Genomic DNA, 24044 nt, shown 5'->3' with positions numbered 1-24044 from the left:
TCTCCGCCTCTCAACTATTCCGCGGCAACCTGACCACGGCCGAGCTGCGGCCCGCTCGCGGTCTTGGCCTGCTGCTCCTTGACCCACAGGTCGTGGTGGACCTTGGCCCAGGCCAGATCGACCTCGCCGCTGCCCATGGCGTCGTAGGCGCCCTCCATGCCGAGCGAGCCGATATAGATGTGGGCCAGGATGCCGGCGATGAACACCACGCCGATCAGCGAGTGGATCACCTGCATGACCTGCATCCCGTTGATGTCGGTGAAGGCGAACGGGAAGATCATCATGATGCCGGTGGCGCCCATGGCGAAGCCAAAGCCGACCACCATCCAGAACACCATCTTCTGACCGGCATTGAAGCGGCCGGCGCTCGGATGCGCATCGCCGAGGAGGCCGCCACCCTGCTTGAGCCAGATCCAGTCGATCTTGCCCGGGATGTTGTCCTTGATCCAGAGCACCAGCATGAACAGCACGCCGAGCATGAACGGCCAGGCGAGGTAGATGTGCGCGTACTTGCCGTACTGGGCGAGCGTCGCGAACGCCTCCGGCCCGATCAGCGGCATCAGGAGCCGCTTGCCGAAGATGTAGTTGAGGCCCGACAGCGACAGGATGATGAAGCAGGTCGCCGTCATCCAGTGCGAGAAGCGCTCGAAGCTGTTGAAGCGCAGGAGCTTCTTGCCCGACTCCTCGCTGTGCTCGAGGCGGATGCGCCCGCGGGTGAAGTAGAACAGGCCGAGCGCGGCGATCATGCCGAGCACGGCGAGCGCGCCGATCCACGGCATCCAGGATTCGCGGAACTCGCGCCATTCCCTCCCTTGAGGCTGGATCAGGTTGGCGGCCGTGGGATTCGGGATCGAGATCCGGCCGTGGATCTTCGGATCCTGCTTGAACAACAGCTCCTCGTTGACCGAGGAGGCGGTCGGGTTCGGGGCGCCGTCCGGCGCGCGCACCTGGGCGCCGGCGGGGCCCGCCAGCATCAGGGTTGCCGCCAGGAGGGCGATGGAGGTCAGCCTGCGCATCGGCGTCTTTCCCTCAGATCGCGATCGTCTCGCGGTAGGCTGTCTTCCAGCCCCACGCACCCGAGCCGTAGCCGCGCTTGATCACCCGCTCCTTGTAGATCTGGGCGATCATCTCGCCGTCGCCGGCGAGCAGCGACTTGGTCGAGCACATCTCGGCGCAGAGCGGCAGCTTGCCCTCGGCCAGACGGTTCGAGCCGTACTTCTCGTACTCGGCGACCGAGAGGTCGACCTCCGGACCGCCCGAGCAGTAGGTGCACTTGTCCATCTTGCCGCGGGAGCCGAAGTTGCCCACCCGCGGGTATTGCGGTGCCCCGAACGGGCAGGCGTAGAAGCAGTAGCCGCAGCCGATGCACAGGTCCTTGGAGTGCAGCACCACGGCATCCGCCGTGGTGTAGAAGCAGTTCACCGGGCACACCGCCGCGCAGGGCGCGTCGGTGCAGTGCATGCAGGCCATCGAGACCGAGCGCTCGCCGGGCTTGCCGTCGTTGAGGGTGATGACCCGGCGACGGTTGATGCCCCACGGCACCTCGTGCTCGTTCTTGCAGGCGGTGACGCAGGCGTTGCACTCGATGCAGCGGTCCGCGTCGCAGAGGAACTTCATTCTGGCCATGAGGATCCCCCCTTACGCCGCGCTGATCTGACAGAGGGTCACCTTGGTCTCCTGCATGCCCGTCACGGGATCGAAGCCGTAGGTGGTGACGGTGTTCACGCTCTCGCCGAGCACCACCGGGTCGGCGCCCTTCGGGTAGAAGTCGCGCATATCCTTGCCCTGGAACCAGCCCGAGAAGTGGAACGGGGCCCAGGCGACGCCCTTGGCGACCCGGTCGGTGACCAGCGCCTTCACCTTGGCCTTCGCGGAGTTCTCCGGGCCGTAGACCCAGACGAACTGCCCGTCCTTGATGCCGCGCTCGGCGGCGTCCTGGGTGTTGACCTCGACGAACATGTCCTGCTGCAACTCGGCGAGCCAGGGATTCGAGCGGGTCTCCTCGCCGCCGCCTTCGTATTCGACGAGGCGGCCCGAGGACAGGATGATCGGGAACTGCTTGGCGACGCCGCGATCGACCGCCGCCTTCTGCACCGAGAAGCCGACATTCGGCATGCGGAACTGCCGCTCGTCGGGCCGCGTCGGGTACTTGGCGACGAGGTCGGGCCGGGGCGAGTAGATCGGCTCGCGGTGGACCGGCACCGGGTCGGGCAGGTTCCAGGCATTGGCCCGGGCCTTGCCGTTGCCGAACGGGATCACGCCGTGATCGAGGCAGACCCGCTGGATGCCGCCGGACAGGTCGGTGGCCCAGCTGACCGCGTCCGGATTGTTGCCGCCGATCCGCTGGATCGTCGCGAGCTCCTCCGCCGTCAGATCCTTGTCCCAACCGAGCTTGCGGAACACCCCGAAGGTGAATTCCGGGTAGCCGTCGGTGAGGTCGGAATCCTTGGTGAAGGAATCCTCCGCCAGCAGCGTCTGGCCGTTGCGCTCGGTGCCGAACCGGGCCCGGAAGGTGCTGCCGCCCTCCTTCACGTGCAGCGACGTGTTGTAGAGGATGTGGGTGCCCGGATGCTTCAGCTCCGGCTTGCCCCAGCACGGCCACGGCAACCCGTAATAGTCGCCGCCGACCTCCGGATCGTCCTTCGGCGCCCGCAGGGTGACGAGGTCGAACTTGTGCTGGTTCTTCATGTGCGCCTTGAGGCGCTCGGGGCTCTGGCCGCAATAGCCGGTCGACCAGCCGCCGCGGTTGATCTCCCGCAACAGGTCCTCGGCCGACGGCACGCCGTCCACGACCTTGCTGTTCTTGAACAGCGAGTCGGCGAAGCCGAGTTTCTGGGCCATCCGGTAGATGACCTCGTAGTCGTTCTTCGACTCGAAGGCCGGCTTCACGATCTGCTCGCCCCATTGCAGCGAGCGGTTCGAGGCCGTGCGCGACCCGTCCATCTCGAGCGAGGTGCAGATCGGCAGGAGGTAGGTGTTGTCGCGCCTCGCATCCATCGCCGCGAAGGTGGTCGGGTGCGGATCGGCGACGACGAGCAGTTCGAGCTCGGCCATGCCCTTCACCGCCTCGGGCATCCGGGTCACGGTGTTGCCGCCGTGGCCGAACACCATCATGGCCTTCAAGGGCGTGCGCTGGTCGACCTGGTCGGCCGGCAGGCTCACCGCGTCGAACCACCGGGTCGAGGTGAGACCGGGGGTCTCCATGTTCTCCTTGCGCGAGCGCGCCTTGCGGCCAGCGCTGGCGGGCACCTCGTCGAAGCGCGACTGCAGCCAGTCGTACTCGACCTCCCAGACCCGGGCCCAGTGCTTCCAGCCGCCCTCGACGAGGCCGTAATAGAGCGGCAGCGTCGTCACATCGAGGCCGAGATCGGTCGCGCCCTGGACGTTGGTGTGGCCGCGGAAGATGTTGGCGCCGGTGCCCGGCTTACCCACGTTGCCGGTGGCGAGGCACAGGATGCAGAGCGCCCGCACGTTGGCGGTACCGACCGTGTGCTGGGTCGCGCCCATGCACCAGATGAGCGTCGCGGGCTTCTCCTTGGCGAAGAGCTCGGCGACGCGCTTGAGCTGCTCGCCCGGCACGCCCGACACCCGCTCGACCTCGTCGGGCGTCCACTTGGCGACTTCCTTGCGGACGTCGTCCATCGCGTAGACGCGCTGGCTGATGAAGTCCTTGTCCTCCCAGCCGTTCTGGAAGACGTGCCAGAGGATGCCCCAGATCACCGGGATGTCGGTGCCGGAGCGGATGCGGACGTACTCGGTCGCGTGCGCGGCCGTGCGGGTGAAGCGCGGATCGATGACGATCATGTTGGCACGGTTGATCTCCTTGCCCGACAGCACGTGCTGCATGGAGATCGGGTGCGCCTCGGCGGGGTTGCCGCCGAGGATGATCATCGTCTTGGCGTTGCGGATGTCGTTGTAGGAATTGGTCTGGGCGCCGTATCCCCAGGTGTTGGCGACGCCCGCCACCGTGGTCGAGTGGCAGATGCGGGCCTGATGGTCGACGTTGTTCGTGCCCCAATAGGCCGCGAACTTGCGGAACAGGTACGAGGCCTCGTTGGTGAACTTGGCCGAGCCGAGCCAGTAGACCGAATCGGCGCCGTTCTTGTTGCGGATCGCCTGGAGCTTGTCGGTGATCTCGGTGATCGCCTGGTCCCAGGAGACCCGCTGCCACTCGCCGTTCACGATCTTCATCGGGTAGCGCAGGCGGCGGTCGCTGTGGACGAGCTCGCGGATCGCCGCGCCCTTGGCGCAATGCGCCCCGCGGTTGATCGGGCTCGCCCAGGACGGCTCCTGGCCGACCCAGACGCCGTTGACGACCTCGGCCGTCACCGTGCAGCCGACCGAGCAGTGGGTGCAGACGTTCTTGCGGATCACGGCCTGGGCCGGATCGGCCGACGAGCCGGCGGCCTTAGCCTGCCGCACCGCGCCGAGCCGCACGGTGCCGAGCACGGCCAGCCCGCCGGCGGCCAGCCCCGATTTCCGCAGGAAGCCGCGGCGGTCGAGGGTGTGGGCGGTCAGTCCCGCGGCGAGGGCCTGATGGCTGCCGCGGGCCGCCACGCCGTTCCTGCGCTTGGTCAGCATGCCGGTCTCACTTCTTCAGCGTCTCGTAGCCGTTGGTGCGGTAGAAGGCCTTGACGTGGTCGGTCTCGCGGTAGCGCGACCGGGTCTCGGCATTGCCGGGGTCGTAGGCCTGGGCTTCGGTGGTGCCGAGCGGTACGGACGCGACCGCGGCCGCCGCCGCGGCGGTGCCGCCGCCGAGCGCGCGGAAGAATTGCCGCCGTCCGAGGCCGTCCTTCTTCGTGTCGTCGTCCTGCCGCATCGCGGCCCTCCCTTCTGTATCCGGATCCTGGTCCTCACGCCGCCGAGGGACTTACGCCTCGATGGCGAAGGCCTCGGCCTCGACCGTCGTGAACACCTCGCCGAGCTCGCCGACGGCCCGGTAGAACGGCGTGGCGGCCTGCGCCGCAACGTCGGTAAAGAAACGCCCGATCCACGGTTTCAGATGCCGCTCGAAGAAGCGGTGATCGGCATCCGGCTCGGCCGGCAGGCGCCGGCCCGCCAGAGTCGCCATCACTTCGAGCAGGGTGGCGGCGTGGTCCTCCGGCTCGCTCGAGCCCGGATCCCGCTCGAGCCCGAGCGCAGCGAGGTCCTGGCGCACCCGCGCGAGCGGCCGCTCGTTGAGGAAGCCGGTGAGGTAGTAGGAGGCGTAGGGCATGATCAGTCCGCGCCCGACGCCGACGAACAGCGCGAAGTAGTCGCGCCCGACGGCACGCGGATCGGCCTCGCGGGCGGCGCGGCCGAGGGCGGCGTGGGCCTGACCCAGCGGCGAGGCGTCGCCATCGAGCCCTTGAAGGCCGGCGAGCAGGTCCGGCGCCGGCGCGCGGCCGAGCAGGGCCGCCAGGAGGTCGTATTCCTGGGCGCGCAGAGCGTCGATCTCGTCGGTCGGACCGGAGCCCTGGTTCACCATCACCTCGCGCAACGTGGCGTCGTCACCGGGGGCTGCCGGCGCTCGGTTTCCTCCATCATTTGGAGGATGCGGCGCCCCGTTGCCGGCACCATACCGGGGAATCCATGGCGCACAATTCTACTTTCTAACGCTTCAAATCGGTATCGCCCCGCCATGACGTCGCAGGCGGGGCGGGGAGGGGGGTGGCTCGCACTGACCGTGCGCATCGCCTCTCCCCGCCGGCGCCGGACTATTTGGGGAAAGAACAGGCGTGGTTTCTCCCTCCCCCCTCTGCGGGAGAGGGTGGCGAGCGGAGCGAGCCGGGAGAGGGGACGCCGCGTCCGGAGAGGTCGCGACCATGATGACGGGCGCCGTCTCGATCAGCGTCGCGCTGCCCCTGTCCCGGCCTACTTCGTAGGCCACCCTCCCCTGCAGAGGGGGGAGGGGGAAACCCGCGCCATTAGACATCCCTCCACCCTCGACCATGGGGGCGCAGCTCTCTCCCCGCCCGCGGGGAGACGGGGAAAGTGCGACATCGTCGGCAACGTCGCTCTCGTCGCTGGTGGTGGAGGAGGTCTCCTCCCCACCCCCGAACACCCGCTCCACCATCGCCTGCACCTCCTCGGCGGAGATCAGGCCTCCCGTGCCCGGCACCCCGCCCGGCGTGTTCCAGTCGTAGGCGTATTCCCGCGCCTCGCTGACGAAGTCGCGGATCGCCGGGTCGACCGACCACATCCGGCGGAGCGCCGCGTTGCGCAGGGCCCGCGGCACGCCGGCGCGCAGGAACGGCGTCAGGTCGGTCGCGGCGGTGAGGGCGTCAAGGGACGGGAGCTGCGCCAGTTCCTCGGGGGAGAGGCCGCCTTCGTCGTCCGGTGCCGCGACGGGCTCGGCCGGCAAGGCCTCGGGCGCCGCTTCCGCCGGCCGGCGCGCCTCGTCGCGCTTGCGCCGCGACCAGCGGGCGAGGAAGCCGTCGCTCACGGCTCCTCTGGCCGGCGCCGCGCGCCGCCTCCCTGATGGGATCCCTGGCGCGCCAGGGCCTCCGGATCGGCCCGGTCGCGCTTGCGCTTGTGAAACACCCGCTCGACGTGGAACGCCCGGTAGAACGCCCCGACCTCGACCTGGATCTCCGGCGGCATCGGCACTGCCTCGACGATCTCGCCGATGCCCTCGGCCAGCGACTCGCCCTCGTAGGGGTCAGCGGTCACGGTCGCGACGGCGTAGGTCTCAGGGCCGGTCTCGCGCAGGGCGACCCAGAGCGAGGGCTGGGCCGCCGCGAGGTTGTCGCCGTAATGCGCGGTCTCGGCCGGGTGCAGCTCGACCTCGTAGGCACCGGCATAGAACGTCTCCTCGTCGTCGGAGGCCGAGAGGCGGGTCCAGGGCGCGGTGCCGGGCAGGCCCGGCAGCACGGCGACCGGCAGCCAGGCATGGCTCGCCCACGGGCCCTTCAGCCGGCGCTTGGCGACGACGACCCCGACGGAGATCAGCTGCGTGCTCATCAGGCTTCTCCCGCCTGGATAACGGGAAGGCCCGCGACCAGGTTCTGCGGCTTCATCGTCACCAGCCGGTCGGGCGTCATGGCCAGAAGCAGGTAGACCGGCCGGTCGCCGACGCGCGGATCGGCCCGGCTGGAATCGAGGATGCGGAGCCGGAACAGGGCGACCACCCGCTCGAAAGCGGAGGGCTCGACAGCCTCGCCGCGCCACAGGGCATTGCCGATCCGCGTGCCCTCCTGGTCGAGGCCGACGAACCAGCGCCAGTCCCGGTCCTCGATCGCCGGAAGGGGGGCGACCTCGACCTCGACGGCAAGGAGATGACGCACGAAGGCCTCGATCGCCCGCGCCAGCCCCTCGCGGCTCTTCGGATCGGAGCCGAGGTTGAGCGCCATGCTGAAGGCGTCCGACCGGCTCCAGTAGGTCCAGGCGGTGTCGGCGGTCATCACGTCGAGTTCGGAAACCGGCTCGCGCCCGAGCATCGCCACGAGCGGCGATTGTCCGCGCGCGCCCTCCGCCTCGTCGATCAGTTCGGCATCGGCCAGCAGCAGCGAGCCGTCGGTCACGGAGGCCCGCTGCGGGCGGAAGAACAGCTCGGCGGCGCGCAAGGTGAAGGGGTCGTCGCAGCCGTCGAGGGCGTTGCGCAGGATCAGGTGGACGAGCTGGTTGAGGAACAGGATCGGGGTGCCGGCGCTCCCGCGGCGGACGAGGTCGAGATAGGCCGCCTCGAGGTTACGGGCGGCGAGCAGCCGGTCGCGAAAAGCCAGGATCATCTCCCAGTTCTCGCGCGCATCGGCATCCGCCAGGGCCGCGATCTCGGGCGGCGTCACCGGGCGGCGGGGATCGCGCAGGAGCGCGGCGTGGAGCGCCCGCTCGGCGGCGCAGGCCTCGTCCGGCGGCACCAGCTCGGGCCGGGCGAGGTAGGCCAGCAGCAACTCGTCGGTGACGACGAGGCCGCCGCCCGCGTCGCGCCGGGTGAGATGGTGGCCGCTCGAGACCCAGAACTCGGTCATCAAGGCTTCCTGTCGAGGAGGCCCACGAGGTCGACCCGCTCCTCGGGCTCCTCGTCGGTCTCGTAGAAATCGAAGGCGCGGGCATAGGCGTGGCGCCGGTCGGATCCCGGCACCGCCCCCTCCCGCGGGCGCAGGGCGCGGAACTGCTCGCGGATCTCGCCGTCCTCCAGCGTGCGGTGCAGCGCCAGCACCGTGCCGACCGGCGGGGTGCAGAGCGATTCGGCCACCGCGATCTCCTCCCGGGCGGCGGCGAGCGCGCTTAGCCAGTCCGGCGCGCCGAGGCGGGCCTGGAACTGGGCCGCCAGCGCCTCGGTCGCGGCCTCGCGCTCGGGCTCGCTCGCCTCGCTCACCACCACCAGGGTCGAGAAGCCGAACGACTCGATGCCGACGAAGCCGGCCCGGAACGCCGCGCGCTCCTTGCCGGCGAGCGCCGCCGGATCGCGTTCGAGGAACAGGAAGCTGCCGGTCACCGCCCACTCGCCGGGCGGGGCGGCGACCGGGAAGACCAGGGTATCGGAGGGGTCGAGCCGCAGGGTGCGGGGGAGCTTGAGGCTCACAGGCGCGGGCCTCCCCGCTCCGGATCGTACCAGCCGGTATCGTCGAGGCGGAGCAGGGCGGGATCACCGGCGAGGTGATCGCGGGCCCGCGCCAGCGCGGAGGCGGGGCCATCCTCGGCCCAGAGCGAGAGCCCGCGCAGGAGGTGGCGGGCGAAGCTCTCGACCAGCGCGTCGGCGCCGGCCTCGAAACCCTCCTCCTCCAGCGAGGTCGAGCCCGGGGTGTGGCCGGGATCGCCCGCCTCGCGCTTCGAGGCGATCAGCATGGCGGAGAAGACGAGCCAGTCGGGCACCGCGGCCTCGGCGCACGCTTCGGGCCAGGCCAGGCGCCCGCCGCCGAGGCGGGCGCGGTCGAAGAACAGGGTGCCGGCCGCGTCCAGAGTCAGCGGCTTGTCGGGCGGGGCGTGGCTGCCGACCGCCTTGGCGAGCGCCGTGAGGCCGACGAGCCCGACGAGGCGGGCGGTCGCCAGCGGCTCCTCGGGCGCCAGCACCACCGCGATCTCGACCGTGCCGGGCCGGCGCCCGACCACCAGGGTGCCGGCGGCCCCGTCATCGGCGTCGGCGAGTGCACAGGCCCGGTCGTGCGCCGTCCCGGCAGGGTCTGACAGACGCAGCAGCCGGAAGGCGGGGGGCAGCATCGGGCCGGAGGGATCCGCGAGGGTCATGAGGGAGATGGCGTCGCCTGCGCGCACGTGTCGGGTCGTTCTTTTTAACGGCTCGTATATAGCGCTGGACCGGTGAACAAGGGGCATGACGCCCCAGGGGGCGGCGGCCCGGCATGGCCCGGGCCGCCGCCCGGTCGGAGACGCGTGTGGTGTCGGATCGGATCGTGATCGCCTGTTCCTGCGAGGGCAGCATGCCCCTCGACGCGGCGGCGATCGGCAAGGCCTGCGGCGGCCAGCTGCAGACGGGCGACCAGTTCTGCGGCCGCGAGCTGGAGCGGGTGCGGGCCGCGATGGCGTCGGGGGCGCCTGTCACGGTGTCCTGCACCCTCAAGGCGCCGCTCTTCCGCGAGGTGGCGGAGGAACTGGGCGCCGAGGGCAGCGTCGCCTTCGCCAATATCCGCGAGACGGCCGGCTGGTCGGCGGGGGCAGCGGCCGCGGGGCCGAAGATGGCGGCCCTGCTGGCCGCCGCCGCCGAACTGACGCCGTCCCCGACGAGCGTGAGCTTCGAGAGCCAGGGCGTCGCCCTGGTCTACGGCCGCGACGAGGTCGCGATCGAGGCCGCGCAGCGCCTCGCCGACCACCTCGACGTCACGGTGCTGCTCACCCGCCCCGGCGAGGTGGCGCCGCCGCGCACCGGCGAGATCCCGGTACTGAAGGGCACAGTGCGGGGGGCGACCGGCCATCTCGGCGCCTTCAGCCTGGCGATCGACGACACCGCCCTGCCGCTGCCCTCCTCGCGCCGGGTGCTGGCCTTCGGGCCGTCGCGGGACGGGGCGACCTCGACCTGCGACATCGTCGTCGATCTCACCGGCGGCGCGCCGCTCTTCCCGGCGCACGAGTTGCGCAGCGGCTATCTCAGGGCCGATCCGCGCGACCCGGCGGCGGTGGAGCGGGTGCTGTTCGAGGCCTCCCACCTCGTCGGCACCTTCGACAAGATCCGCTTCGTCGACTTCCACGCCGAGCTCTGCGCCCATTCGCGCTCGCGCATCACCGGCTGCACCCGCTGCCTCGACATCTGCCCGACCGGGGCCATCGCGCCTGCCGGCGACCACGTCGCCATCGATCCCCATGTCTGCGCCGGCTGCGGCTCCTGCGCCTCCGTCTGCCCGACCGGGGCCGCCGCCTACGCCCTGCCGCCGGCCGACGCGCTGATGCGGCGCCTGCGCACCCTGCTCTCCGCGTTCCACAAGGCGGGCGGGGCCGCCCCAGTGCTGCTGATCCACGACGAGGCCCACGGCGCGCCCCTGATCGACGCGCTCGCCCGATACGGCGACGGCCTGCCGGCGGACGTGCTGCCGGTGCCGGTCAACGAGGTGACGCAGGTCGGCCCCGAGGCGATCGCCGCCGCGCTCGCCTACGGCGCGGGCGGGGTGCGGTTCCTCGTCCGGGACAAGCCCAAACATGATATCGCAGCCCTCGTCCGCAACGCCGCCCGGTTCGACGCGGTGGCGCAGGCCCTCGGCTACGGGCCGGCGGAGGGCGGCGCGGTCGTCTCGCTGATCGGGACCGACGACCCGGATGCCTTGGGCGAGGCTCTGGCCGCCGGCGCCCGCGGTACGCCGGCGCCGGTGCCGTCGGGTTTCATGCCGGACGGCGAAGTGCGCGGCGTCCTGCGCTTCGCGGTCTCGGAGCTGCACCACGCCGCGCCGCGCCCGGTCGACCGGGTGCCGCTCGATGCCGGTGCGCCCTTCGGCGGCCTCGATGTCAAGGGGGAGGCCTGCACCCTCTGCCACGCCTGCGTCGGCGCCTGCCCCACGGGCGCGCTCGCCGACGATCCCGACCGCCCGCGCCTCACCTTCGCCGAGAGCGCCTGCGTGCAATGCGGCCTCTGCGCCGCGACCTGCCCGGAGGACGCGATCGCCCTCGTGCCGCAGCTCGATTTCGCCGCCTGGGCGGCTCCGCGCCGGGTCGTCAAGGAGGAGGAGCCGTTCGACTGCATCGCGTGCGGCAAGCCCTTCGGCACCCGCAGCACCATCGAGCGGGTGATCGGCCGGCTGCAGGACCGGCACTGGATGTTCGCCGGGCCGGCGGGCGAGCAGCGGATCAAGGCCCTGATGATGTGCGACACCTGCCGGGTCTCGCACGTCCTCGACCAGGGCTTCGACCCGCACACGGCGGACGCCAACCGGCCGCGGACCTCGGAGGATTATTTTCGGGCGCGGGAGGGGTGACGGGTCACGCCCGGAGTTCGCCGGCGATCTGGTACAGGTCGCCGATGACGACCGGGACGTCGATCCCGGTCGCCAGTTGCGAGCCGTGCGCGATGCCGTTGCGCCAGCCGTAGTAGCGGATCGTCCGGCGGTAGGCGTCGGAGGCGACGTTGAGCCGTTCGAGCACGAGCGCCGCCCGGTCCTCGAACTTCGCCCGCATGCTCTCCGGATCGTGCGCGTCCCAGGCGCGGCGATCCTCCCAACGGATGCTGCTGCGACGGCTGCGGACCGCGAGCTCGGCGACCCGGTTGATCTCGGCTTCGAGCTGGCCCCAGGCGAGGATGAAATAGGCGGAATCGTTGATCCGTCGTTTCTGCGCGATGCGATCGATGAGGGCGGTGTCAGCCGCCTCCCGGGCCTGCGCGAGCTGCGCGGTGAGACCGCTCGCGATCTCCGAGTAGACGGCGGCGATGGCCGCCAGATCCCGCATGGAGGGGCTCCCTACGCCATCGCCGTGGCGAGCGCCGCCTGCGAGAGGGGCTCGGCGGCGAGGCGATCCAGGGCGGGAGCGATGGTCCAGCGCGGCGTCTCGAAGAGGCCCGCCCGATCGAGGATCAGGAACCGGCCGCTGCGCGTGGACAGATCGAGCCGGCCGTTCACGCCGATGATCCACAGGCCATCGGGAACGAAGGCCGCGACCTCCACCGCCGCATCGGAGAGGCGCAGGATCGGCAGCCGCACCGGCGGCACGCCGTACGCACGCATCATCTCCTCGTTCATCACGGTCGTGTCGCCCTGCCTGACGCAGAGATGTGGGAACCAGTCAGTGACCTGGCGATAGAGATCATTGATCCGCCCCCGCCAGTCGCCGATCCGTGCGCGCACATGGTCTGCGTCGAGGGTGATACCGTCGCCCGTTATCTCTTCGATGACGCTCAGCATGACGATCTCCAAAGCATAATGTCCCGCCCGCGCGGCATCCTGTCAACGTGCGCATCCGGTCACGCCTCGATTCCAGGGCAGCTTCACCGCGTCGCCTTCTCCAGGAACCGCACCAGGGCCGCCCGGTCCTCGGCCGCGCTGATCGTCTGCTCCGGCATCTTGGTACCGGGGGTGAAGCGGGCGGGGCCGACCTCGAACAGGCGGGAGACGGTCTCGGGCGTCCAGACGATGTCGAGCCGCCGGAAGGCCGGGGAGTAGGGGTAGTCCGGCAAAGCCGCGATGCGGCGGCCGAACACGCCGTGAAGGGTCGGCCCGGCCCGGTTGCCGCCGTCGGGGGTCAGGGTGTGGCAGGCCTCGCAGGCGCGAAAGACCTCCGCACCCCGGTCGCCGGCGAAGGCCGCCAGCGGGTCCGCCGGGCGGGCCATGGCGAGCGGACCGATCGGCTCGCCGGTTCGCAGGTCCCAGCGCCGCACCAGCCGGTCGCCGCCGCCGGTGACGAGCTCCCCGCTGTCGCGGAAGGCCAGCGACCAGACCGGCAGGCCGGGCCCGACCAGGGTGAGGCGCACCCGCGCCCCGGCCCGGTCGACGACCGCCACCGCGCCGCCGACCGTCGCGGCGGCGAGCATCCGCCCGTCGGGCGACAGCGCGAGCGCCACCACCGGCCGCGGGCCGATCTCGAGGCGCGCCCGGGTGGTGCCGTCCGGCCGCAGCAGGGACAGGGTGCCGTCGGCGCCCGCCGCCGCGATCTCCCCGTCGGGGGCCGCCGCCACGGCGTTGACCGGCGCCTCCAGCGGCACCGTCAGCGGGGGACCGGCCTCGGGCCAGATCAGCACGGTCCCGTCGTAGCCCGCGGTGACGAGGCGCCCGTCGGGCAGGAACGCGACCCCGTTGACGTTGCCCTGGTGGCCCTCCCGCACCATCGCGGGACCGCCGTCGAGGGGCGTGATCCGGGCGGTGCCGTCCCAGGAGGAAGAGGCGATCCGCCGCCCGTCCGGCGCCACCGCGAGGCCGGAGACCGGGCCGGCATGGGTCGCGAGGATCCGCTCGGGCGCTTGCCCCTCGCGCCAGAGGGCGACGCGTCCGTCCTCCCCGCCGGTGACGAGCCCACCATCGGGCAGGAGGGCCACGGCGTTCACCGCCCCGTCATGGACCCGCAGCACCCGGAGCGCCGCCCCGTCCTCGACCGACCACAGGATCGCCGAGGCATCGAAGCTGCCGGAGAGCGCCCGGCTCCCGTCCGCCGTCACGGCGAGCGCCCGCACCGGGCCGCCATGGCCGCGCATCGGCGTCTCGGCGCGGGCCGCGACGGGAAGGAGGCTCAGGAGAGCGGCGAGGGCGAGGTGGAGGAGAGCGGGCATGCGGCACGGTCCGGGCGGGGAGCTCAGGGTCTACGCGCCCGGGTCCCGGGCCGGGAAGGGGCCGGAACGCCACGGACCCGATGCCTTGACAGGGCAAGCAATGTTATATTGTTACAAGTATGGAGGTGCCCATGCCCGACGTTCTCCCGCAAGTTTCCCGCCCCCATGATTCCCGCCTTCCCGTCACCGTCCTGTCCGGCTTCCTCGGCGCGGGCAAGACGACGCTGCTCAACCACGTGCTGGCCAACCGCGAGGGCCGGCGGGTCGCCGTCATCGTCAACGACATGAGCGAGGTGAACATCGATGCCGACCTGGTCCGGGCGGGCGAGGCCGGCCTGTCGCGCACCGACGAGCGCCTGGTCGAGCTGACCAACGGCTGCATCTGCTGCACCCTGCGCGACGACCTGATGCGAGAGGTGCGCCGCCTCGCCGAGGAGGGCCGCTTCGACGCGCTCCTGATCGAGAGCACCGGCATCTCCGAGCCCCTGCCCGTCGCCAGCACCTTCTCGTTCCGCGGCGAGGACGGGCTGTCCCTGTCCGACGTCGCTCGCCTCGACGCGATGGTGACGGTGGTCGACGCCGTGAACCTGCTGCGCGATTACGGTTCGCACGACTTCCTGCGCGACCGCGGCGAGATCGCGGGCGAGGAGGATGCGCGCACCCTGGTCGACCTCCTGGTCGAGCAGATCGAGTTCGCCGACGTGGTGGTGATCAACAAGGCCGAGGACGTCGGCCCCGGGCAGCGCGACCTGGTGCGCAAGGTGGTGCGCGGCCTGAACGGCGATGCCCGGATCGTCGAGGCCGGGTTCGGCCGGGTCGCCCTCGACACCGTTCTCGAGACCGGGCTGTTCAGCGAGGAGAAGGCCCAGGCCCATCCGCTCTGGTACAAGGAATTGTACGGCGCCGCCGAGCACGTGCCCGAGACCGAGGAATACGGCATCGGCTCCTTCGTCTACAGGGCGCGCCGGCCGTTCCATCCGGCGCGCTTCGATGCCTTCACCAAGGCGACCTGGCCCGGGCTGATCCGGGCCAAGGGCCATTTCTGGCTCGCGACCCGGCCGGACTGGGTCGGGGAGCTGTCGCTCGCCGGCGCCGCCGCGCGGGTGACGCCGCTCGGCCGCTGGTGGGCCGCGGTGCCGCGCTCGCGCTGGCCCGACCATCCCGACTGGCGGGACGTGCTCGCCCGCCACTGGAGCGAGGTGTGGGGCGACCGGCGCCAGGAACTCGTCTTCATCGGCGCCGGGCTCGACGAGGCAGCGATCCGGCAAGCCCTCGATGCCTGCCTCGTCGGACCGGAGGGCGGACCCGTGACGGCGGATCGGACGCTGCCCGATCCCTTTCCGGCTTGGCCTCAGCGCGCGGCCTGAGGTTTCGTCGCGCCCACGCTCGGGGACCGGGGTCCCGCAAGGCGTGGGCCGACCACGCCGCCGGACCGGCCGCCGGCGGCCGGCCGCGACATTTTCTCCGCCGTCTCCCGCTCCCGGGGCCGAAACCTTGATCCCGGCCGGCGCTTGCCGCATCGCCTCTCCCTCCCGGGATCAGGACCCTCGCATGGCCTTGCCTCATCTGGCCTCGCCTCATCACCCGGGCGCCCGCCGGTGACGCCGCGGGCGTCCACGACCGCGCTGATGCCGCTCGCCGAGGCGCTGCCGGCGCTCGTCGCCCTGGCGCGTCCGGTCGCGGTCGCCGATGCGAGCCCGGCCGAGGCGGTCGGTGCCGTGGCGGCGCAGGATCTCGCCGTCGAGGCGGGCCGGCCGGCGGAGCGGAGGGCGCTGCGCGACGGCTGGGCGGTGGCGGCGGCGGCGGTCGTCGGCGCCTCGCCCTACGCGCCGGTGCGGCTCGGGCGCGAACCCGTCTGGGTCGAGGCCGGCGCGGCCCTGCCCGCGGGCACCGACGCGCTGCTGCCGCCCGAGGCTCTCGGCGCCGATCCGCGGGAGATCGAGGCGGAGGCCGCGATCGGGGAGGGGACGCGGGCGCCCGGTACCGAGATGCCGCCGGGCACACGGCTGCTCGCTTCGGGCGAGCGGGTGAGCGCGCTATGCGGCCTCGCCCTCGCCGCCGCAGGGTTCGACCGGGTGGCCGTGCGCCGACCGCGCCTGCGCCTGCTGGCGGCGGCGCCCGACACCCTGTCTCCGCTGCTCGCCGCCTGGATCGCCGCCCGGGGCGGCCTCACCGAGACCGTCGCCCGGCCGGCAGAGGTCGAGGATCTCACCGCCGCCCTCCTGATACCGGGGGCCGACGCCGTGATCGTCATCGGCGGCACCGGGCCTGGGCGGCGCGACGCCAGCGCCGCGGCGCTCGCGCGGGCCGGGCGGCTCCACGCCCACGGCATCGCCCTGCGCCCGGGCGAGAGCGCCGGCTTCGGCGAGGCGGCGGGGCGGCCGGTGCTGCTGCTGCCGGGCCGGCCGGACGCGGCCCTCGCCGCCTGGCTGGCGCTGGGCCGGCCGCTGCTCGCGGCGCTCGCCGGGGCCGGTCCCGACGCGACGCTGACGCTTCCTCTCACCCGCAAGGTCGCCTCCGTCATCGGCCTGACCGAGGTGGTGTTCCTGATTCGCACGATCTCCGGCGCCGAGCCCCTCGGCGGGGCCGAGATCCCGCTCCATCGCTTGGGCCGAGCCGATTCCGCCCTGCTGGTGCCGCCGGCCCACGAGGGCTATCCCGCCGGGACCCCCGTCGAGGTGCTGCCGCTTTGACCGAATTCGCCACCGATTCCTTGCTCGCCCGCCTCGCCGCCGCCTCGCGCCAGGAGCAGTTCCTGGCGGTGGTGAGCCGGGACGAGGCGATGGCGCGCTGGCGCGAGGCCGTGCCGCACGCGCCCCTCGCCCCCGAGACGGTTCCGCTGCACGAGGCGCTCGGCCGGGTGCTCGCCGCCGACATCGCCTCGCCGATCGACGTGCCGCCCTTCGACCGCGCCCTGGTGGACGGCTTCGCCCTGCGCAGCGCCGACACGGAAGCGGCGAGCGAAGCCGAGCCGCGCCGCCTCGTCCTGAACGCCGAGATCCTGGCCTGCGGGGTCGCCCCCGCGCTCACGGTCGGCCCCGGCACCGCGACGCCGATCGCCACCGGCGGCGTCTTGCCCCGCGGCGCCGACGCGGTGGTGATGATCGAGGCGACCGAGTTCGAGGACGGGCCGACGCCCGGAATCGCCGTGAGCCAGCCGGCGGGGCCGGGCCGGTTCGTCGGCTATGCCGGCGCCGACATGGCCCGGGGCGAGACGGTGTTGCGCGCCGCCACCCTGGTCACCGCCCGCGAGATCGGCATCCTGGCGGCCTGCGGCCTCGCCGAGGTCGCGGTTTTGCGCCGGCCCCGCGTCGCGGTGCTCTCCACCGGCGACGAGCTGGTGGCGCCGGGGTCGAGCCTCGCGCCGGCGAAGCTCTACGATTCGAACGGCGCCATCGTGGCGGCGAGCGTGGCCGAGAACGGCGGCGTCGCGGTGCCGGGCGGCATCGTGCCGGACGACGAGGCCGCGCTCGAAGCGGCGCTGAAGCGGGCCCTCGCCGCCTCCGACCTCGTCGTCCTGTCGGGGGGCACCTCGAAGGGGGCGGGCGACGTCTCGCACCGCATCCTGTCGCGGCTCGGCGAGCCCGGCATCCTGGTCCACGGCGTGGCGCTGAAGCCCGGCAAGCCGCTCTGCCTGGCGAAGGCCGGCGCCGTGCCGGTGGTGGTGCTGCCGGGCTTCCCGACCTCGGCGATGTTCACCTTCCACGAATTCGTGGTGCCGCTGATCCGGGCGCTGGCCGGCCTGCCGGCCCGGGAGGAGGAGAGCGTGGAGGCGCGCCTGCCGCAGCGCCTGCCCTCCGAGCTCGGCCGCACCGAATACGTGATGGCGGCGCTCTCCCGCGGCAGAGACGGCCTGGTGGCGCTGCCGCTCGCCAAGGGCTCCGGGGCGGTCACGGCCTTCTCGCAGGCCGACGGGTTCTTCGCTGTGCCGGCCACCCAGGCCGGGATCGAGGCCGGCGCGACGGTGCGGGTTTCCCGGATCGGCCGGGCGGCGCGGCCGCCGGACCTGACGATCGTCGGCAGCCACTGCCTCGGCCTCGACCGGCTGGTCGGGCGCCTCGCGGGCCGCGGCATCTCGGCCCGCACCCTCTGGGTCGGGTCGGCCGGGGGTCTCGCCGCCTTGCGCCGGGGAGAATGCGACCTCGCGGCGATGCACCTCCTCGATCCCGAGACCGGGCGCTACAACGCACCCTACCTCACCCCCGGCCTCGCCTTGGCCCCGGGCTGGCGCCGGCTCCAGGGCGTGGTCTTCCGGAAGGGCGATGACCGCTTCGAGGGGGCGTCGGCGCAAGGCGCGGTGGGCGGGATCCTCGCGGACGACGCGGCCGTGATGGTCAACCGCAACACCGGCGCCGGCACGAGGGCGCTGGTCGAGGGCCTGCTCGACGGCGCCCGGCCCGCCGGCTACTGGAACCAGCCGCGCTCGCACAACGCCGTCGCGGCGGCGGTGGCGCAGGGCCGGGCCGATTGGGGCGTGGCGATCTCGACGGTGGCGAAAGCCTACGGCCTCGGCTTCCTGGCCCTCACCGAGGAGCATTACGATTTCGCCTACCGCGAGAGCCGCCGCGACGAGCCGCCCCTGGCGGCGTTCCTCTCCCTCCTCGACGACGAAGGCCTCGCCGCCGACCTCGCCGGGCTCGGCTTCACCCGGGCGGGAGCGTGACGATGCGGGTCATCGGGCTCGCCGGCTGGTCGGGGGCGGGCAAGACGACGCTGCTCGTCCGGCTGATCCCGGTGCTCCGGGCCCGGGGCCTGCGCGTGGCGACGCTTAAGCACGCCCACCACGCCTTCGACGTCGACCAGCCGGGCAAGGATTCGTACCGCCACCGCGAGGCCGGCGCCTGCGAGGTGATCGTCGCGTCGCGCCGTCGCGTGGTGCAGATCCGAGAAGTCGCGGAGGAGGCGCGCCTTCCCGACCTGCTGCGCCGGCTCGGCCCCTGCGATCTCGCGGTGATCGAGGGCTTCAAGCGCGAGGCGCATCCGAAGATCGAGGTCTACCGCCACGCCAACGGCCGCCCGCCGCTGCATCCGGACGACGCCCGGATCGTCGCGGTGGCGAGCGACCATCCCTTTCCGGAGGCCGGCCGGCCGGTCGTGCCCCTCGACGCGGTGGAGGCGGTCGCCGATATCGTGCTGGCGCGGTCGGAGCCCCTCGCGGTGGTGCTGGAGAGGCTCGAATCGAGGATGGAGTCTCATGGCGCAGCTGACTGACGACTGCTTCGCCTTCGGCGGTCCCTTGCTCTCGGTGGACGAGGCCGCCGCCCTCGTGGCCGAGCGGCTGCCGGTGCTCGCCGGGATCGAGACCGTGCCGCTGACCGAGGCCGACGGGCGCATCGCCGCCGGGGACGTCGTCACCGGCCTCGACCTGCCGCTCTTCGACAATTCCGCCGTCGACGGCTACGCCGTGCGCTTTTCCGACCTCACGGCCGGGCCCGAGACCCTGCTGCCGGTGCGCGGCCGCCTGCCCGCCGGCGCCGCGCCGGGGTGCGACGCGCTTTCGGGCTCCGCGATGCGGATCTTCACCGGGGCGCCGATGCCGCCGGGAGCCGATACGGTGTTCATGCAGGAGGACGTGCGGCGCGAGGGCGACGCGGTCGCACTGCCCGCGGGCCTCAAGGCCGGCGCCAACCGGCGTCTCGCCGGCGAGGACGTGGCGCGCGGCAGCCTCGTGATCCCCGCCGGCCGCCGCCTGACCCCGCCTGACCTGGCGCTCGCCGCCGCCACCGGCCACGCGGCGCTCGCGGTGCGCCGCCGCCTGCGGGTCGCGGTGTTCTCGACCGGCGACGAGCTGGCCGAGCCGGGCGCAGCCCTGCGGCCGGGGGCGATCCACGATTCGAACCGCGTGCTGCTCGTCGCGCTCCTGCGCCGCCTCGGCGCCGCGGTGACCGATCTCGGCATCCTGCGCGACGACCCCGCCCTCCTGCCCGGGCTCCTGCGGGCGGCGGCCGACGGCCACGACCTCATCCTCACCTCCGGCGGCGTCTCGACCGGCGAGGAGGATCACGTCAAGGCGGCGGTGGAGGCGGTCGGCCGGCTGGTGTTCTGGCGCCTCGCGATCAAGCCCGGCCGCCCCGTCGCGATGGGTCTCATCGGCGACACCGCCTTCGTTGGCCTGCCGGGCAACCCGGTCGCGGTCTACGTCACGCTGCTCGTCGTGGTCCGCCCGCTGCTCGCCCGCCTCGGCGGCGCCCGCCTCGACGCCCCGCCGAGCGAGCCCGCCCGTGCCGCCTTCCGCTACCGCAAGAAGGCCGGGCGGCGCGAATACGTCCGCGTCTCGCTGCGGCGGGGGGCCGACGGGGTGGTGGAAGCGGTGAAGTTCCCGCGCGACGGTGCCGGCGTGCTGTCCTCGCTCACCGGCAGCGACGGGCTCGCTGAATTGCCCGAGGCGGTGACGGGGGTGGAGGAGGGGGATCGAGTCGAGGTCTTCCGCCATCCGCTGCTGTGGTGAGGCGACGATGGCCGTGAGCCCCGGACTCGGCGTAAGGACGTCGCGACCGGCGGCCCCGGCCTTCGACGGAGATCCTCATGATCGGCTACGTGACCCTCGGGACGAGCGACCTGGAGCGGACGGCGGCGTTCTACGATGCGCTGGCCCGCGAGATGGGCGCCGCTCGCATGATGGAGACAGATCGCTTCATCGCCTGGGGCAATCCAGGCGGCGGCGCCGGCATTGGCCTGACCAAGCCCCACGACGGCAAGCCGGCGAGCGTCGGCAACGGCGTCATGGTAGCGCTCGCCGCCCGGGACCCGGCGCATGTCGACCGCCTGCATCGCCTGGCGCTCGACCTCGGCGGCACTGACGAGGGCCAGCCTGGCCCGCGCGGCGGCTTCTACGCGGCGTATTTCCGCGATCCAGACGGCAACAAGCTCAACGCCTTCGTCATGGCAACGCAGGGGGCGTGAGGCCTTCGCGGGGGAAACCGCATCCCGGTTCCCCGATCGCCGTCGCGGAAGCTGGACGGTTCCCCTCTGCGTCCCTAGGCTGCCGCCGTCGGAGTTGGACGGGACGTGGAGTGGGTGGCATGGGCACGGGTTCGGTGACGTCGCGGTGGGTGACGGGTGCGATGCTGGCGCTCGCGGCGACGCCGGCGCTGGCGGCCGACGAGCCCTCGCGCCTGGACCAGGTCATCGAGCGCAAGGTCCTGACCATCTGCACCACCGGCGACTACCGGCCGTTCTCCTATCGTCCCGACGGCGCCAACGACTTCGTCGGCATCGACATCGATCTCGGCCGCTCGCTCGCCAAGTCGCTCGATGCGGAAGCCGTGTTCATCCAGACCAAGTGGTCGAACCTGCTCGCCGACTTCAAGGCGAAGTGCGACGTGGCGATGAGCGGCATCTCGGTGACGCTGCCGCGCCAGCGCGAGGTCTTCTTCAGCGAGATGTACCTCGTCAACGGCAAGGCGCCGATCGTGCGCTGCGACGAGGTCGCGAAGTACCAGACGACGGAGGCCATCAACCAGCCTTCGACCCGCGTCGTCGTCAATCCCGGCGGGACGAACGAGAAGTTCGCCCGCGCCAACCTCGCCAAGGCGCAGATCCAGCTCTTCCCGGACAACCGCGTCATCTGGCAGGAGATCGCGCAGGGGCGCGCCGACGTCATGGTCGCCGAGTCGGTCGAGGTGAAGCTCCAGGAGAAGCTGCATCCGGGCCTGTGCGCGGTGAACCCCGACCAGCCGCTGCAATACGGCGAGATGGGCTTCCTGCTGCCGCGCGGCGACACGGTGTTCAAGGCCTATGTCGACCAGTGGCTGCACCTCGCCAAGGCCTCGGGCGAGTTCGACCGGATCTTCAACGCCAACATGAAGTGAGGGGTGGCGGAGCGTCCGGAGCCGGCGATCGGCCCGGCCGCTCCGCCGATGCCGTCCCGGGAGACGATCTCCGCCCGCGCCGGAGCCTCTGGCGATCCGGCCCGTGAGCCGGAGCGGGTCAGTCCTTGGGGTCGGGTTGCTCGCCAGTCGCCAGAGGACCCAGTATTCGGCGTCCCGCCGGACCCTGGCTGACCCGGGTCGTCTCGTCGTCCCGGTGCCACTCTCCCGCCGACGGGCAATCCCGCAGGATCAGGGTCCGTCCGTCCGGCGAGACGGCGTAGAGACACTGAAAGCCGTCTTTGTAGGAGCCGTCGATCGTCAAGCGCTGACCATCGGCACGCCAGAGCAGGGTGTAGTCCCAGCCGTCGCCTGCGTCGAAGGTCTTGCCGGCGATCGTTCCGCGGCGTTCGAAGCACCAGGTGGACGACGAGACCTTCCACCGCACGCGATCGGGATGTCGTGTCTCACTCTTCCAGCATCCGTAGAACAAGCGCTTCTGACGATACGGCGACGATATCTCGGACGCAGCGGATCGTACCGGTGAGGCAAGATCGAACATCAGCAAGAAAATCACGGCACCTGAAACGTGACGGACATTCGACGGACCGATCATCATGGCCTCGCGTAAGATGATCATGCCTTGGAGTCCGTTCGATCGACCGTGTCGCTCGACCCAGCACCGGGGATGGCCTCTCTGGCGTCCTACCGGGGCCTCAACGCGAAGCCCGGAACGACCACGCTCCGCGTCATTCCGAGGCCGCGTAGCAAAGCACGGAATCCAGAACCGCAGATGGTCCAGGATAAAGCGGACGCCGATCCGCCTCGTTCTGTACGACCTGAGCGTCTGGATTCCGGGCTCCGCTGCGCGGCCCCGGAATGACCCGGAGGGTGGAAAGACCGTCGAGACGGTCGAACCGACTCCTACATGTTGACGTAGTTCGGACCGCCCGGACCTTCCGGCGTGACCCAGTTGATGTTCTGGTTCGGGTCCTTAATATCGCAGGTCTTGCAGTGGACGCAGTTCTGCGCGTTGATCTGATAGCGCGGCTCGCTCCCCTCTTCGATCCACTCGTAGACGCCGGCCGGGCAGTAGCGGCCGGACGGTCCGCCGAACACGTCGTGCTCGGAGGATTTCTGCAGGCCCATATCCTTGACCTGAAGGTGGACCGGCTGATCCTCCTCGTGGTTGGTGTTCGACAGGTAGACCGACGAGAGACGGTCGAAGGTCAGCACCCCGTCGGGCCGGGGATACTTGATCGGCTTCACGTCCTTGAGCGGCTTGGTGCAGGCATAGTCCGGCTTGCCGTGGCTCAGCGTGCCGAACAGCGACAGGCCGGCGAGCTCGTTGAGCCACATGTCGAGCCCGCCGAGGCCCACGCCGACGAGGGTGCCGTATTTCGACCAGAGCGGCTTGACGTTGCGCACCCGCTTCAGGTCGTAGCCGATCGGGCTCGAACGCCAGCGCTCCTCGTAGGAGGTCAGCTCGTCCTGGGCCCGGCCGGCGGCCAAGGCCTCGTGAATCGCGCCGGCGGCCTGCATGCCCGAGAGCACTGCGTTGTGCGAGCCCTTGATGCGGGGCACGTTGACGAAGCCGGCGGAGTCTCCAACGAGGCAGCCGCCCGGGAAGACGAGCTTCGGCACCGATTGCCAGCCGCCCTCCATGATCGCCCGCGCGCCATAGCCGATGCGCTTGGCGCCCTCGAACACGTCGCGGATCATCGGGTGGGTCTTGAAGCGCTGGAACTCCTCGAACGGCGACAAGGTCGGGTTCTCGTAGTTCAGGTGCGTCACGAAACCGACCGAGACCAGGTGGTCGTCGAAATGGTACAGCCACGAGCCGCCGCCGGCCTTGTTCGGCAAAGGCCAGCCCATCGAGTGCTGAACCAGCCCCGGCCGGAACTTTTCGGGCTTGACCTGCCACAGCTCCTTCACGCCGAGACCGTATTTCTGGTGGTCGGAATGCTGGTTGAGGCGGTAGCGGTCGATCAGCTTCTTGGTCAGCGAGCCGCGGGCGCCCTCGCCGAACACCGTGTACTTGGCGCGCAGCTCCATGCCGCGGGTGAAGTCGTCCCGCGCCTCGCCCGACCGGGCGATGCCGAGATCGCCGGTGGCGATGCCGACCACCGCGCCGGCCTCGTCGTAGAGGATCTCGGAGGCCGGGAAGCCCGGATAGATCTCGACCCCGAGTTCCTCCGCCTTGCGGCCGAGATACTTGGTCACGTTGGAGAGCGAGCCGACGAAGTTGCCGTGATTGCTCATCAGCTTCGGGAAGGCGACGTTCGGCAGCGAAATGCCGCCGGCCGGCCCGAGGAACATGAACTCGTCCTTCACCACCTCGGTCTTGAGGGGGCGGTCCGGGTCCTCGCGCCAGCCGGGCGCCAGCGAATCGAGGCCGCTCGGGTCGATCACCGCGCCCGACAGGATATGCGCCCCGACCTCGCTGCCCTTCTCGACCACCACCACCGACACCTCGGTGCCGGCCTCGGCCGCGAGCTGCTTGAGCTGGATGGCGGCAGCCAGCCCGGCCGGGCCCGCTCCGACGATCACCACGTCGAAGTCCATCGCCTCGCGTTCCGGCAGCTCCATCCCGTTCCTCCCTTTGAACTCGCGATAGT

General features: G+C 71.7%; 23 protein-coding genes. 8 read left to right on the top strand and 15 right to left on the bottom strand.

Annotation, left to right across the window (positions count from 1 at the left end; genetic code table 11):
- Positions 1–14: 14 nt before the first annotated feature.
- The 10 genes from BM430_RS07960 to BM430_RS07915 form a co-directional block, all read right to left on the bottom strand.
- On the bottom strand, positions 15–1016 hold the full coding sequence (locus BM430_RS07960) for a formate dehydrogenase subunit gamma (RefSeq protein ID WP_093566717.1): 1002 nt from the start codon (positions 1014–1016) through the stop codon (positions 15–17).
- A 13-nt stretch (positions 1017–1029) separates the two neighbouring features.
- Positions 1030–1626 (bottom strand): formate dehydrogenase FDH3 subunit beta, encoded by a 597-nt coding sequence (gene fdh3B, locus BM430_RS07955; protein ID WP_048442646.1) that lies wholly within the window; start codon positions 1624–1626, stop codon positions 1030–1032.
- Between the two features lie 12 nt (positions 1627–1638).
- Entirely contained in the window at positions 1639–4581 is a 2943-nt protein-coding gene (locus BM430_RS07950; RefSeq protein WP_093566716.1) for a formate dehydrogenase subunit alpha, read from the bottom strand.
- A gap of 7 nt (positions 4582–4588) precedes the next feature.
- On the bottom strand, positions 4589–4819 hold the full coding sequence (locus tag BM430_RS07945; protein WP_093566715.1) for a formate dehydrogenase: 231 nt from the start codon (positions 4817–4819) through the stop codon (positions 4589–4591).
- Positions 4820–4870: 51 nt separating this feature from the next.
- Positions 4871–5467: a TorD/DmsD family molecular chaperone gene (locus BM430_RS07940; protein ID WP_093566885.1), complete on the bottom strand. Its 597-nt coding sequence runs from the start codon at positions 5465–5467 to the stop codon at positions 4871–4873.
- Between the two features lie 132 nt (positions 5468–5599).
- Positions 5600–6424, bottom strand: a complete 825-nt coding sequence (locus BM430_RS35205; RefSeq protein WP_244539374.1) for a DUF3306 domain-containing protein — start codon at positions 6422–6424, stop codon at positions 5600–5602.
- Entirely contained in the window at positions 6421–6942 is a 522-nt protein-coding gene (locus BM430_RS07930; RefSeq protein ID WP_093566714.1) for a DUF3305 domain-containing protein, read from the bottom strand. The genes BM430_RS35205 and BM430_RS07930 overlap by 4 nt, the downstream gene beginning before the upstream one ends.
- Positions 6942–7949 carry a DUF6352 family protein gene (locus BM430_RS07925; RefSeq protein ID WP_093566713.1) on the bottom strand — a complete coding sequence of 336 codons (1008 nt, stop codon included), beginning with the start codon at positions 7947–7949 and terminating at the stop codon, positions 6942–6944. The genes BM430_RS07930 and BM430_RS07925 overlap by 1 nt, the downstream gene beginning before the upstream one ends.
- Entirely contained in the window at positions 7949–8506 is a 558-nt protein-coding gene (locus BM430_RS07920; RefSeq protein WP_093566712.1) for a DUF6505 family protein, read from the bottom strand. Before BM430_RS07920 ends, BM430_RS07925 begins: the two co-directional genes overlap by 1 nt.
- The gene (locus tag BM430_RS07915; protein ID WP_093566884.1) at positions 8503–9168 is read right to left on the bottom strand and encodes a biotin/lipoate--protein ligase family protein; all 666 of its coding nucleotides are present in this window, start codon (positions 9166–9168) and stop codon (positions 8503–8505) included. Before BM430_RS07915 ends, BM430_RS07920 begins: the two co-directional genes overlap by 4 nt.
- Positions 9169–9359: 191 nt before the next feature.
- Here BM430_RS07915 and BM430_RS07910 point away from each other — a divergent pair, with 191 nt between their 5' ends.
- Positions 9360–11339 carry a 4Fe-4S binding protein gene (locus BM430_RS07910; protein WP_093566883.1) on the top strand — a complete coding sequence of 660 codons (1980 nt, stop codon included), beginning with the start codon at positions 9360–9362 and terminating at the stop codon, positions 11337–11339.
- Between the two features lie 4 nt (positions 11340–11343).
- Here BM430_RS07910 and BM430_RS07905 read toward each other — a convergent pair whose 3' ends face one another.
- The 3 genes from BM430_RS07905 to BM430_RS07895 all read right to left on the bottom strand — a co-directional run bounded on the left by BM430_RS07905 (position 11344) and on the right by BM430_RS07895 (position 13618).
- Positions 11344–11808: a hypothetical protein gene (locus BM430_RS07905; protein WP_093566711.1), complete on the bottom strand. Its 465-nt coding sequence runs from the start codon at positions 11806–11808 to the stop codon at positions 11344–11346.
- An 11-nt stretch (positions 11809–11819) separates the two neighbouring features.
- Positions 11820–12260 (bottom strand): hypothetical protein, encoded by a 441-nt coding sequence (locus BM430_RS07900; protein ID WP_143131976.1) that lies wholly within the window; start codon positions 12258–12260, stop codon positions 11820–11822.
- A gap of 83 nt (positions 12261–12343) precedes the next feature.
- Complete coding sequence (locus BM430_RS07895) at positions 12344–13618, bottom strand: c-type cytochrome (protein ID WP_093566709.1); 1275 nt, start codon at positions 13616–13618, stop codon at positions 12344–12346.
- 131 nt (positions 13619–13749) lie between these two features.
- Between BM430_RS07895 and BM430_RS07890 the strand changes: the two genes are divergently transcribed.
- The 7 genes from BM430_RS07890 to BM430_RS07860 all read left to right on the top strand — a co-directional run bounded on the left by BM430_RS07890 (position 13750) and on the right by BM430_RS07860 (position 21429).
- Positions 13750–14985: a GTP-binding protein gene (locus tag BM430_RS07890; RefSeq protein ID WP_093566708.1), complete on the top strand. Its 1236-nt coding sequence runs from the start codon at positions 13750–13752 to the stop codon at positions 14983–14985.
- 261 nt (positions 14986–15246) lie between these two features.
- A complete protein-coding gene (locus BM430_RS07885) occupies positions 15247–16311 on the top strand; it encodes a molybdopterin-binding protein (RefSeq protein WP_177302975.1) in 1065 nt (354 codons plus the stop codon).
- Entirely contained in the window at positions 16308–18281 is a 1974-nt protein-coding gene (locus BM430_RS07880; protein ID WP_244539373.1) for a molybdopterin biosynthesis protein, read from the top strand. The genes BM430_RS07885 and BM430_RS07880 overlap by 4 nt, the downstream gene beginning before the upstream one ends.
- 2 nt (positions 18282–18283) lie before the next feature.
- A complete protein-coding gene (gene mobB, locus BM430_RS07875; RefSeq protein WP_093566706.1) occupies positions 18284–18829 on the top strand; it encodes a molybdopterin-guanine dinucleotide biosynthesis protein B in 546 nt (181 codons plus the stop codon).
- Positions 18813–20066, top strand: coding sequence for a molybdopterin molybdotransferase MoeA (gene glp, locus BM430_RS07870; RefSeq protein WP_093566705.1), 1254 nt, complete (start codon positions 18813–18815; stop codon positions 20064–20066). Before mobB ends, glp begins: the two co-directional genes overlap by 17 nt.
- A gap of 77 nt (positions 20067–20143) precedes the next feature.
- Complete coding sequence (locus BM430_RS07865) at positions 20144–20521, top strand: VOC family protein (RefSeq protein ID WP_093566704.1); 378 nt, start codon at positions 20144–20146, stop codon at positions 20519–20521.
- A gap of 119 nt (positions 20522–20640) precedes the next feature.
- Complete coding sequence (locus tag BM430_RS07860; protein ID WP_244539372.1) at positions 20641–21429, top strand: transporter substrate-binding domain-containing protein; 789 nt, start codon at positions 20641–20643, stop codon at positions 21427–21429.
- 118 nt (positions 21430–21547) lie between these two features.
- On the opposite strand, the gene BM430_RS07855 is transcribed toward BM430_RS07860, so the two are convergent.
- Together BM430_RS07855 and BM430_RS07850 are read right to left on the bottom strand one after the other, a co-directional pair.
- The gene (locus tag BM430_RS07855) at positions 21548–22066 is read right to left on the bottom strand and encodes a hypothetical protein (protein WP_177302974.1); all 519 of its coding nucleotides are present in this window, start codon (positions 22064–22066) and stop codon (positions 21548–21550) included.
- Positions 22067–22350: 284 nt separating this feature from the next.
- Positions 22351–24015, bottom strand: coding sequence for an electron transfer flavoprotein-ubiquinone oxidoreductase (locus BM430_RS07850; protein WP_093566703.1), 1665 nt, complete (start codon positions 24013–24015; stop codon positions 22351–22353).
- Positions 24016–24044 lie beyond the last annotated feature (29 nt).

Origin of the sequence: Methylobacterium sp. 174MFSha1.1 (assembly GCF_900116815.1) — a bacterium.
In the GTDB taxonomy this organism is placed as follows: Bacteria; Pseudomonadota; Alphaproteobacteria; order Rhizobiales; family Beijerinckiaceae; genus Methylobacterium.
This window is presented reverse-complemented; position numbering and strand designations above follow the sequence as displayed.